At 25.0% G+C, this 13276-nt stretch carries 10 protein-coding genes; all 10 read left to right on the top strand.

Annotated features, from left to right (window positions below):
• Window positions 1-13 precede the first annotated feature (13 nt).
• Window positions 14-1762: an ABC transporter permease gene (locus SCANT_RS04640; protein ID WP_053946555.1), complete on the top strand. Its 1749-nt coding sequence runs from the start codon at window positions 14-16 to the stop codon at window positions 1760-1762.
• Between the two features lie 15 nt (window positions 1763-1777).
• Window positions 1778-2854 (top strand): sugar ABC transporter substrate-binding protein, encoded by a 1077-nt coding sequence (locus tag SCANT_RS04635; RefSeq protein ID WP_053946554.1) that lies wholly within the window; start codon window positions 1778-1780, stop codon window positions 2852-2854.
• Window positions 2855-3085: 231 nt separating this feature from the next.
• Window positions 3086-3523 carry a hypothetical protein gene (locus SCANT_RS04630; RefSeq protein WP_053946553.1) on the top strand — a complete coding sequence of 146 codons (438 nt, stop codon included), beginning with the start codon at window positions 3086-3088 and terminating at the stop codon, window positions 3521-3523.
• A gap of 4 nt (window positions 3524-3527) precedes the next feature.
• Window positions 3528-3926 (top strand): hypothetical protein, encoded by a 399-nt coding sequence (locus SCANT_RS04625; RefSeq protein WP_235443286.1) that lies wholly within the window; start codon window positions 3528-3530, stop codon window positions 3924-3926.
• Window positions 3927-4104: 178 nt separating this feature from the next.
• Window positions 4105-4803 carry a hypothetical protein gene (locus SCANT_RS04620; protein WP_053946551.1) on the top strand — a complete coding sequence of 233 codons (699 nt, stop codon included), beginning with the start codon at window positions 4105-4107 and terminating at the stop codon, window positions 4801-4803.
• A gap of 133 nt (window positions 4804-4936) precedes the next feature.
• On the top strand, window positions 4937-6979 hold the full coding sequence (locus SCANT_RS04615) for a lipoprotein (protein WP_053946550.1): 2043 nt from the start codon (window positions 4937-4939) through the stop codon (window positions 6977-6979).
• A gap of 4 nt (window positions 6980-6983) precedes the next feature.
• Window positions 6984-11078: an ABC transporter permease gene (locus SCANT_RS04610; RefSeq protein WP_053946549.1), complete on the top strand. Its 4095-nt coding sequence runs from the start codon at window positions 6984-6986 to the stop codon at window positions 11076-11078.
• Window positions 11079-11082: 4 nt separating this feature from the next.
• Complete coding sequence (locus SCANT_RS04605) at window positions 11083-12129, top strand: hypothetical protein (protein ID WP_053946548.1); 1047 nt, start codon at window positions 11083-11085, stop codon at window positions 12127-12129.
• Window positions 12130-12296: 167 nt separating this feature from the next.
• Window positions 12297-12752 (top strand): 50S ribosomal protein L13, encoded by a 456-nt coding sequence (gene rplM, locus SCANT_RS04600; protein WP_053946547.1) that lies wholly within the window; start codon window positions 12297-12299, stop codon window positions 12750-12752.
• The gene (rpsI, locus tag SCANT_RS04595; RefSeq protein WP_053946546.1) at window positions 12752-13156 is read left to right on the top strand and encodes a 30S ribosomal protein S9; all 405 of its coding nucleotides are present in this window, start codon (window positions 12752-12754) and stop codon (window positions 13154-13156) included. The genes rplM and rpsI overlap by 1 nt, the downstream gene beginning before the upstream one ends.
• The last annotated feature ends 120 nt before the right edge of the window (window positions 13157-13276 follow it).

The raw sequence follows: 13276 nt of genomic DNA, 5'->3' as shown, positions 1-13276 counted from the left end.
AAGGAGTAAAAATGTGATTAATCCTTTTAAAAAAGTATTAGTAGAAAATGCAAGAATCAATATTGAACAAAATTATAATAAGGATATAAAATTTTTAGAAGAGCATAAAGAAAAAGTAATTAATAGAAGATTGGATATTATTTTTAATATATCTTATATAGTTGCAAATAATATTGCAATTTATGAAAATAAAATAAAAAATTTTTATAAAAGTCACAACGAAACTATTGAAGAACTTGAAATACAGTTAGAGGATGAAATAATTAATCAAAAGGAATTTGATAGTTTGAAAAAGCAAGCTTTGGAAAAATTTAATATACAATATCAATTTAAAATTCAAAAAGTTAATAATAAGATTAAAAAATATAGTGAGAAAACTGAAAAAATAATTGACTTAAAAAAGGAAAAATATAAATTAAAAAATAAGGAATTTAGTAAATCAATTGATTTAAAGATTGCAAATTTAAAATTAAAAAGAGAAGAAAAAATTAAGAAATTAATTTTACCAAATATTACAAGAATAAATGCAATAGAAGAAGTTTTGATTTCCAAAAAGCAAAATAAATTAACAAATAGTAAAGAGTATAAAAGCTTTGTTAAAATTGATTCTGATTTAAAAAATAAAAGTATTGGTCAAACTAAATTCAATCAACAAATGGATTTATTAAAGCCAAAATTGGATGAAAAGATTCAAAAAATTGATAGAACTAAATCTTTTAAAGTCAAAAAATTTAGTGAAGTTGCAAAATTAACAAATTTTAATAGTTATTTAAGAAGAAAAAAAACTAAAGATAGTTTAATAAATATTTTAAATCAATCAAAGTTATTACTTTTAATACTAATTATTTCAATTGTTGCAGGTTTATCAAATCCATATTTTTTTACACAAAGAACTTGAATCAATTTATTAACAAATAATTTAGATTTATTACTTGTAGCTTTTGGAATGACTTTAATTATTTTAACTGGGGCAATAGATCTTTCAGTTGGTTCAGTATTGGCTTTTTCAGGAGCAATAACGATTAAACTATTAGAAGCCAATTTTGCTATCTTATTGGCAATTATTATTGGCTTAATTACAGCGTGTATATTTGGTTTTATTGCTGGATTCTTAATTAGTTTTATGAAGTTACAGCCATTTATTGTAACGTTAGTATTAATGCTTTCTTTGCGAGGTGCAACCGCTTTGTTGCTTGAATCAAAAGCAACTGCTTTACCCCAAGAAACTTTACAATGAATAACCCAACCAGCAATTGGTAAAATGCCTTGAAGTTTTTTTATAGCTATAATTGTATTTGTAGTACTATTTATTTTAATGAAATGATATCAATATGGTAGATATGTGTATGCAGTTGGTGGAAATCAAAAAGCTGCCTATTTATCAGGGATTAAAACAAATATGATAATGACTAGTGTTTATGTTTTTTCAGGTGCCTTAGTTTATGGAGGTACATTAATTTATATTAGTAAGTTAAATTCAATTTCACCTACATCAGGAAATCAACTTGAATTAGATGCAATTGCATGTGTTGCTCTTGGTGGTACTTCGCTTTTAGGAGGTAAAGGGGGAATATCAAAAACTCTGCTTGGTTGATTTGTAACATGTGTTTTAAGTACAGCTATGAATATGATTGGTATTGATAGTTATTGACAAATGATTGTTAAGGGAATGATTATTTTAGTAGCAGTAATATCGGATAAACAATTTAACATTGTAACAAAAATGGAAAGACTATATTTAAATCTAAGATTTAAAATATAAGGAGGAAAACATTATATGAAGAAATTACTAGCAATATTTGGTTCAACTTTTTTAATAAGTTCAAGTGCCTTAACAGTTGTAGCGTGTGGAGATTCAAAAGGAGTTATTCAATTAATTATTCCAGAAGATCCAAATGCGTTTTGACAGGATTTATTAGATACAGCAAATAAATATGTATCATCAAATGATAAATATAAAAATAAATATAAAGTTAAATGAACATCATCACAACAAGATTCAAATAAAGAGTTAACAAATACAAAAAATGCAGTTGATGCAGGAGCTTTGGGAGTCATAATGGGACAAAATAACCCAACTCAGAGAGAAGCTGCTAAGTATGTAGTTCAAAACAATATACCATTAGTAGCTGTTAATATTCCATTTGCAAATGATTTAAAAGAGGGTGAAAAACCAAACTTTCAAGTCTATCAAGATGCTGAAGAAGCATCTTCAAAAATGGGAAAAGAAATTTTTAGCTTATTAACTAAAAATGGTGTTGTACCAACTGAAAATGATAAATTAAAAGTATTTGAAATTTGAGGAGATCCTTCAACTCCAACTGCTCAGGGAAGACATAAAGGTTTTGCAGAAACTAAATCTTATGATTACTCATGATTTAAAGGAGATAATACACCTCCAATTAATGGTGAAGGTGTTAATGGAATGTATTTAGAAACAACAGCAAATAAATTAGTTTCAGACAATATAGCTGAAATTACAAAAAAAGCAGATATAATTTATGCCCATTCAGATTCAATGGCTAGAGGTGCATTGGCAGCTTTAAATAAAAGTGAAGAAGGCAAAAAATGATTAACTCCTGAATATGATGAAAAAACTGGAGAAATTACAAAACTTGGTGGAGTAATTGTAGGATATGACTATGACTCAATTTCAGTTACACAAATTGCTAATTGAAAAGAAAAACCAACAGAAAACATTTTTGCAACAATTCATATGTCATCATCAGATTTGGCTACAAAATCAATGGCAAAAGTAATTGAAGAAATTGAAAATAGTAATCTTAATAAAGAAAAAAATATAATGGAAAAAATTGATGTTAATGTAATCATTCCAGATTATTTTAAAAAATAAAAATCTAGTTATATAAATATAAAGTGATATTCAAATAATAATGAAAATAATATTATTTTTATTATTAAAATTTGTATTATCACTTTTTTATTTTTTTAATAAATTAATAAATAATATTTTTACATTTTTTATTTTATATAATTAAAGATTTTTTTACATAAAATGAATGCAACAGGAAAATGTAGAAATTGGGTGGCAGGGGTGGGGTTTGGAAGAAAGAAAATTTTTTAAATGTTAAAATTATTTAGTTTAATTGGTAGTTTAGTAATTGTAGGATCAAGTGTAGTACCTGTTGCTCAATTATCTTCAAATATTGTCAATAAAGATATAGATAAAAATTTTCATATAAGTGAAGCCAATGATTATGTGACATATTCTTTAAAAATGTCTTATTTTCAAATGGATATTAATTATTTTTATATGACTTTACAAAATCTTGCAGCTGAAGGAATTAATGAGGCAAGAAACTCAAAAGATATTGATTTAAATGATATAAGCATTAAATCCGTTTGAAATATTGATGAAAATGGAGAATTAATAAATGAAGATATTTATGGAAGAAATGGTGCAGGAACAAGAATTCTTGAAGTGAAAGTAGCTCCATCAGATAATGGAAAATTAAAAGGATTAGTAGGCAAAAGGATTAGTAGGCGAAATGGATTTTATTAATTTTATGAAACATAATTATTTAGATTTAAGTGATTCTGAATTAACTAATAATCGCTTTCCAATTGAAAATCCTTCTTTGTGATATCATCAGACACTTGAAAGTATTAATGGTCAAATGATAGGGTGAATTTATGAATATTATTGAACTCTGGAACTTGGTTGATATACTCCATTAGCTTTTGGACCAAATATATTTAAAAATCAGCCAAATCTTTTATTTAATGCAAAAACAAACAAAAGATTTACACAAAGAGAATTAGATGATATGGAATATGGAGAATTAACTGATTTAATAATGGTTTTAAGTCCTAGTGAATATGGAGCTCGATATGGTGTATTAAATAGTACAAGATATACTTTTAATTTTACAAAAAATCCTAAAAATAATATAAATCCAAAATAAATTATTAAAATTATTATAGAAATTAATATAAATAATTTCTAGGAAAGTTGTTTTAGAAGACAACTTTTTTTATGCAAGCCCTTTAGTTTAATTTTTTAGAATTTCATGGATCAATTTAAATAAAACTTGCATTTGACTTTTTATGTTGTTAAAATAGAAAAAATAGGAGATAAGTTGGATGTTAAAGATAAAAAAATTAAGTAAAACTTTAATAAAAAATATTTTTGTACTATCTTTACTTTTATATTTTTATTTATCAGCGGTCTCTGAGTTTGAAATTTTTTTAAGCAATAAAGCAAATATAATTTTTAATAGTTTTAATGTTTTTATTAATACAATATTTATGTTTATTTTACTTCTTGTTTTAACAATTGAATTTAGTAAATTTATGTATTATATTGAAATAAATATAGGAAATACAAAAAATTTAAAATGAGTAGTTAAAAGAGATAATTTAGTCTCACTTTTTAAATTAGCAGTTTTAACTTTTCCATTTGCACTTATTTATTTAGTTAAATTTTTTACAAAACAAACAAGTGTATTAGAATTTGAAATTGTAATTTTATGTTATGCATCAGCTGCAGTTTTATTGATCATTACTTTAATCACTATGTACATTGCATATAGTTTTGTTGTAAAAAGAAAATGAATAAATACTTATGAAAAAGAGTATAACTTTTTAATTGAATCAATTTACTTTAACTCAATGTTTCTTGATATTATAAATTTTGATCAAAACAACTATTTTGTTGAACTAAAAGATGAAATTAATATTTTTTTAGCATCTAAAAATGAAGAAAATGATATTTTATTTACTCATCAATTAGCTGAATTTTTGAACAATACAAAAAAGGCAACAACTCCACCTTTAATTTAATATATTTATTGAAAAGCTATTTATTAGCAAATCTATTTAAATAGTAATTTTTATTATACTCAAATTATATTTTTAAAAATATAAGAGTAATTTTTTAAATACCCAAATATATTAAATAAGGAGAAAACTAAATATGAAAAAATTATTAACAATATTGGCAACTACAAGTATGGTTGCAACTTCATCATTATCAGTTATAGCTTGTGGTTGAACTAAGGATAAAGATGGAAATAATGATAATTTACCAAATACTAATTTTGAATTAGATAAAAAAGCTATTGATATTTATAGCAATGAAGTTGGCTATATTAATATAACCAACTGAACAATTTTAAATAGCAAATCAAAACCAAATAAATTTAAATATAGCCAAGAAGGTATAGTTCAAATTACAAAAACTATTAAAGAAGATCAACTTGTAATTACACCTGTATCACAAAAAATTGGAACTGTAAAAGTAACAGTTTCTTCTGAAATTCACTCAGTTGAAATAACAATTAATGTTAAACAAGTAGAGCAAGAAGAAAATTTTAAATTAGAAAAAACCACTTTAGATGTAAAAACTTCTTCAACCAATTATATTAAAATTAGTAATTGAGATGCTTTACAAGAAAATTCAAAACCTGACAAATTTGTATTTGAAAATCAAGGAATTGCAACAGCATCTTTGGATAGCGCAAATAAAAGAATAAAAATTGAAACATCCTCACAAGTTGCAAAAAATTTAAAGCTAACAGTTGTTTCAAAAGACAATAGTCATTCTCAAGATGTTTTAATCAACATTGAGGCTTCAAAATTTAACTTAGCTCAAGAAAACTTAATTGTAAATATTGCAGCGGGAAATATGGTAAATGGTTTAATTGATTCAAGTATTGCTGTAGGAAAGGAAGGCTTTACAATAACAGATGAAGCAATTATTAGTGGATTTAATGCAATGAACAATTCAAATATTTCTAAAGATGAATTAGAAATTGATAGAGAGGGAGAAGGAACAACAGAAGGTAATAATGGTATAGGAACTTCTGTAATTATAAGGGCAAAAGAAAATAGTCAAGTAGTAGAGGGTGAAACTCTTTTAATACTAAACCAAAATATTGACCCCAATGAGTATTTTGCAAACAAAAATTTAGGAGAAATTAGATTATTTGAAGGAGCTTATAATAAACTTGCTGAAGTACTTAATTCAAAAGACGTTATTAGTTTAGGGGCAATTATCTTTGAACAAGTTGGGGCTAAAAATACTCAACTAGAATATATCAAAGCAAATTTTATTCAAAACTTAGGAGAAGCTGGAAAAGCTATTATGCAAAATGCTAAAACAACAGCAACTACATTCCAAATTACAAATATGCCAACTCTTGGAGGTATATTTAAAGAGGGAATAAATGTTGAGTTTACATATAAATTCGTACCAGAAGATCGAATAACATTATTTGAAGCACTACCAGAAAATAAAAAAGTATTTGTTGACGTAGATAAATTAATGGATAAATCAAAATTTGCACAAAAAGCTGCTAAGGAACAAATTTATAATCAATTATCTCAAAACTTTAAAACTGAAATTAGCTTAAATCATTTTATAGAATTTACAAATATAATTTTTGATACATATGAAGTTATTACACCTGGAATAATTTCAACTAGTATTCCAGTTGATTTCAAATTTGATGTATTACCTGGATCAGATAAACTATATGCTCATGATGGAGCAGCATGAAATGGTTATATAAATGCAAGTGGCTTAGCAGAAGTTGCTACTAGTGGAGGTAATTTAGAAAAATATGAAGACAATAAAAAATTTGAAGAAAAATATACTGCAGGAATGGGAGGCTTTACTGTTGGTGGCTCTACTAGTGGTAATTTCTATCAAGGACATAATATAATGGCTTTAAATCAAACTTTAGTATCACCAATTGAATTTCAAACAGTTTCACAGGGAAGTACAATTAATTTAAATTTTGATTTAGAAAATATGAAAGAAGAATATAATGTTACAGTTCAATCAAGTGATTCTAATGTCGCTTCAGTTAATTTAATTAAAAATGAGAGTTATCAATATACTATAGAGCTTACTGGTAAGAAAAAAACAGGTGGTTTTTTTGGTTCAAAAGAACCTACAATGAGTATTAAAGTAAATGGATTTACAACATATAGTTTTAAAGTAAAAGTAAGTTAATAAAATGAAAAATCAAAAACCATTTTTTAAAAATTCATTTAAAAACTTATTAAGAAATAAAATTCAATTAATTACAATTATTGTTCTAGTATTTTTAACAGCATTTGTATTTACATTATCCTATTCTTCAACTACTAGAGTTGAAAATTCATATAAGAATTTTATTTCACAAAGAAATAGTAATATCCATGATGCAGTAATAGATTTATCAAAAGCTTCATATATTAATGACTTTGAAAAAGATTTGTTCAGCAAAAATATTTCAAATTCAGAGGTAAGAGATAATTTATTAATAACTTATTTACAAAATAAATTGAAACATTCAAGTTTGGAATTTGATTTTGATAGAGTAGAGTCTCGTATAGCTACCTTATCAACAAACAAAACGTTAAAAGTCTTTGCGCTAAATTCAGAACAAAAAGTTGATAGGTTTGTTGTTAATAAAGGAATGAGTCTCGATTTATGAAAAAAATATAGTCAAGCAACAAATATAAATACAAAAAGATGAGTATATGTTAATGAACAATTTGCAAATGCTAATAATATAAAAATAAATGACATAATTAGATTACAAGATGATAATTATGGAACAAGTGTCTTAGTAAAAGATAGTGAAAATAAAAAAGTAGATTTTAGTCTTTATGAAAAAATAGATATTAACTCATGAATCAATAATACTGAATATGCAAATCAAAATTGATTTCAGGTTGTTGGATTTGGATCAACTGCAGATTTTTCAACTCCTATAATTGATGAAACAAAACCACTTCCAAATACAAAAGAAGAAGGTTTAGTTTATATTGAACCATCTCATTTAGGTATTAAAAATGTTTATTATCAAAGTATTTATCCTGATAATCAATTTAATCTTTTAGATTTTGAAAGCCAAAGGATATGATATACAGATAGTGAAATAAAAAATGAGGAAATTATTTCTGCTTCTTCAAATTTAGATAAAGAAATAAGTTTTGTTCTTAAATTTAAAAATAATAAAGATATTAAAAATTCAACAGCAGCAATTAATCAATATTTAACTAATTTAAATAAGTCAAAAGAAATTGATTTATATGCTGGATATGAAAACACAATTAATAAAGACATACCAATAGCTATTCATAGAGGAGATATAAAATATAAATATAGCAACAGAACTGAAATGCTAGCGTTTACAATTAAGTCTTACAAAACTTTTAGTTATATTATTATGTTAATAACCTTAGCTATTGGTATTGTAATGCTAGTTATAATGTTAAATAACCAAATTAAAAAATCCTTTGGTCAATCGGGAGTTTTATTATCATTAGGATATAAAAAGTCATCTTTAATTTGAGCAAATGGATTATATCCTTTAGTTATTTCAATTACTGGAGGATTATTAGGTTATATTATTGGAATGAGTATGCAAGAATTAGTTATTTCTTTAACAAATAAATTTTTCTCAATTAAAATTGAACCATTTAATATTTCATGAGAATCAATTTTAATAACAGTCTTTGGGATGTTTGTATTTTTGGAAATAATTACATTAATTACTTATTTCTATATGTTTAATAAATATACACCTCTACAAATGATAAATTTTGAAAGTAGAAGCTCTACAAATAAATTTAAACTTGCAATTAAAAAAACTTTAACAAAAGGTAGAAAATTTGATGGAAGATTTAAAGGTGCAATCTTATCAGGTTCAGTTTTAAAATTGCTTTCTGTATTTTCAGTAATGTTAGTTTCGTCTAGTTTAATTACTATTGGTGCTATAATGCCAAATGTCTTACATGAGAACAAAAATAAAACTTATTTAATAAATGGTTTTGATAATCAAATTGAATATGAAAGCCCAATATATAATTCTCCAACAAGTTTTTATAAAACATATAATCCTTATAGCACTTTTAAAGATGACTTAGATGATTCAAAAAATATTCTTGATATGTTTTTACAAAATAATGTATCAGAAAAAATATATAATCCTTCAATTGATGTTGGTTCATTAAATGATATGACATATAAATCAATTGATATTGATTATTTAAAAAATGATAATTTAACAATAGAGCTGGGTGATATTGGCCAAGATCAAAAAAATAATTTTTACAAAACAGTTATTTTTAATCTTTGATCAGATTTAAAAAACTTTAATTTAGATAAATATTGAAATAAACAAGCTATAATAGATGTTTTAGCAAGTGATTCAAAGTCAAAAGAAAATATTGAAGACTTAGAAAAAATAAGACAGTTTTATTTAAAATATAAAAATGCTATTGGCTTAGAAAATAAAAGGAAAGGTTATATAATTTCTAATGGAACAAGATTAGACAATAGAGGTGGTCCTGTTGAAGCTGGAAAACCAATGATTAGTGAAACTGATTATTATGCTGCTTTTGGAAGAAGTTTTACATTCATTCAAGTAGATCTTACTTCTACTGGTCAAATGAAAAATGATGAGCCATTTGAAAAATCTCTTTATGATTATGTAGATAGAGAAAATTGAACTGAGAAAAGATTAGCAACTATTGTCCCAATTTATAATTGAATAATAGCTTACTTCTTTAATAATTTACAACAAGCATTTTTACAAGGAATTTATAATGATGCTCCAGTTTTAATTAAAAAAACTATCGAAGAAGAATATAAAAAAGAAGAGGGAAATTTTAATGTTGCTTTTGGACTAATTCCTTATAATGAAAAGAAAGAAGATTTGGGAATATATTTAAATGGTTATGTAAAAAATCAAAGTCTAAAATTATATGGAATTAAAGAAGATAATAAAACTCAAATTTTAAAAGATAACAAAACTGTAGATTTAAAACCACAATTGTTTAATAATAAAAATTCAATTTTAGTTAATCAATCACTTGCCAAAAGATTAAAACTGAAAGTTGGAGATAAAATAAATATTAATCATATAATTACTGCTTTAAATTATGAACAAGATTTATTAGATATAAATAGTTGAGATTCATCATCAATGAAAGCTACATCAAAAGATGATAATTTTACTTCTTCAAAAAATCTATATACGACTTCTATGTTATCAGATGATGGACGAGGATGAAAAAATAAAGTAATTAATCAAGAAGAAGATGGAAGAGTTTATAAATCAGATATAAACTTTAGCAGTCCAGGTTTAGTTGGAGCAAATGCTATGTCAAAAAATGTTGCTAGTGGAAAAATTTCAACAAAAAATTTTGAAAAGGATTTTGAATATACTATAGCTGGAGTTGTTGAACAATATGGTGAAAATAAAGCTTGAATTAACAATGAAACTGCTAAAATAATTTCAAATTATAATAAAACAGAGGAATTATTATTTAGATTATTTATCAAAGAATGAAGTAATCCTAAAAATCCTAATAGTCAGATAGCCTTGCTAGTAAATTGAATTAAAGAAAATCAAAATCAAAATGATAACTCCATTCTATTAAAGGATTTTAAAAAATTTGCGAGTCAAAAAAATAACGAAATCTATTTAAAACTATTTGAAGCTCAATACCCACTATTTAACTATAAAACTTCTTTTGACAAGAGTTTTACTGATATTTCAAAAGGAGTTTCAACTAATCAAAAATATGGAGATTATTCAATGATTGGATTAAATGGTGGAAGTGATAATACAACTTCTTATACAAGCTATTCAACTAGTTCTATTCAAAATGCTTTAAAAATAGATGAAGCTTTAAAAGTAATAAATCGAATTAATAGTACTGTTGATATGATTATTTACTTTGTTGTTTTTGTAACTATCTTTTTAAGCGCTATTATTATTTTATTAACAATTAATTTAGTAATTTCAGAGAATGCTAAAATTATAGCAGTTATGAAAATACTTGGTTATAAAGAATGATACATTAGTAAATTATTTATAGGTATTTATATACCTGTAGCAATTATAAGTTCATTTGTTGGATTTGCAATTGCATGAGCAATAATTCTATTAGTTGTTAAAACACTTTCCGTTAGTTTAGTTTTACCATTAACATTCCAAATTTGATATATCATTCCTGGAGTTTTAGGAACTTGACTATTATATTCAATAAGTAATGCATTAAGTTGAACATCACTTAGAAAAGTAAGTATGTTATTAGCAGTTCAAGGAGGTTAAAAAAATGAGTAGTAAATTTAAAAAAGTTTTAGTTGGATTGTCTTCAATTGTCTTTATTCCTAGTATAACTGCAAACGTAGTTTCATGTACAAGTGATAAATATGATGATATTTTTAGACCAGATCCAATTATGCCTATAACAAAAAATGGTTTTGAAAAGGTAAATCTTGATAATATCAATATCGAAAAAATTTATTATACAGATGATTTATTAAAGCAAATTATTAATAGTCTAGAATTAGGGGGCTATAAAGAAGATAATTTAAAAATTCAAGTTTTTAAAAATAACAGTGAAATAAGTCTGAAAGATGATTTATATAGAAATGGTACATATAAATTTATTATTAGTAATAAAGAAAATGCAAATGATAATATTACTGCATCAATTAAAATCTCAAATTCTGTTCACTTACAAGATGTTTTTAAAGTAACAACTATTGGCAATATTTATGATAATCGACCAAGAACAATAATGATGGCGTTAATGTTTAATAATATAGATATGGTTAATCAATTATCAAAAGTAGGAGATGAGTTAACTGATGTAAGTAAATTTGACTATAAACAAAATAATAAGGGAGCTATAATTAGAATTAAAGATGAAGTTCCAAAACAAAGACCTGAAAGCTACTATGGGTCTTTAGATGTAAATTATCAAATAACTCCTTTTATAGCTGAAGAAATTGAAGGTCAAAGTTTTCCAATGACTATTTCTGAAATAGTAAAAATATCAAATAATAAAGTACCAACAATAAGTTTTGGCAAACTAGAAGGAAAAGATAAATATACAGTTTTAATGCAATTTATTATTGAAAATTTATCAAATCCTACTTATTGAGCTTTATTTGTCAATGATCTTGATTTAGATAATTTTGAATCACTACCAATTGAAAATAGTGCAAATCAATATAAAATTAGATTTTATTCAAAAGACTATCAAAAAATGCAATTACCAGAAACTGCTCAAGAGCAAAATGGTGATTATGATAAAAAAGCTCATTATTTAAATGATAAACAGGGAATCGAATTAACATTTAGTTACTTTGATTAAGCTATTTTTTATATATTATTTTAATTTAAAAGCTAATAATTAACCATTTGATAGACATATCAAATGGTTTTTTCTATTTTCTTTAACTTTTTATTTGTCAGTTTTAATAAATAATGTATAATATATTTGCTTACTCACTAGCCCCGGAAGGTAAGGAGAACAAGCACATGAAACAAACTACACTTATTAAAACAGCAGATATTGCTAAAAAATGATATGTAGTTGACGCAACTGGAGCAACTTTAGGTAGATTATCTACTCAAATTGCTATGGTTCTAAGAGGAAAAAATAAACCAACATTTACACCCCATATTAATAATGGTGATCATGTAATTGTAATTAATGCAGAAAAAATAGTTTTATCAGGTAAAAAAGAAAATGATAAAAACTATTACCACCACTCAATGCACCCAGGGGGATTAAAATCTAGAAACGTTGCCACACAACGTAAATTATTCCCTGAAAGAATTATTGAGCGTGCAGTAAGATTAATGTTACCTAAAAATGTTCAAGGAGGGAATCAATACCGTGCATTACACGTTTATGCAGGTAATGAACATCCACACCAAGCACAAAATCCAGAAATTTTAGTAGTTCAATCAAAAAAAGGAGATAGTAAATAATGGCAGCAAAAAAAGAAGTTGTTATGTATAGAGGAACAGGAAGAAGAAAATCTTCAGTTGCTCAAGTAATACTGACTCCTGGACAAGGTGAAATTATAGTTAATGGAAAACCAGCTTTAGAGTTTTTCCCATATGCAACATTAGTTCAAGATATGGAACAACCTTTAGATGCAACAGGTACAAAATCAGATTTTTCAATCAAAATTACTGTTAAAGGTGGAGGATTTACTGGTCAAGCTGGAGCAGCTCGTTTAGGGATTGCAAGAGCTTTATTAGAAGCAAGCAAAGATTACAAACCAGAATTAAGAGGGAATGGTTTATTAACACGTGATGCTCGTGTTAAAGAACGTAAAAAATACGGACTTTATGGAGCACGTAGAGCACCACAATTCTCAAAACGTTAATTTACAATATCGTATGTACATATGAAAATACTCATTTATGAGTATTTTTTTTATTTTTTGTAAAAATTTTTTTCATTTTTATATTAATTCTCTATTTATATAGATATAAGTTTACTTTAG

Source organism: Spiroplasma cantharicola, from assembly GCF_001281045.1.
Lineage (GTDB): Bacteria > Bacillota_I > Bacilli_A > Mycoplasmatales > Mycoplasmataceae > Spiroplasma_A > Spiroplasma_A cantharicola.
This window is presented reverse-complemented; position numbering and strand designations above follow the sequence as displayed.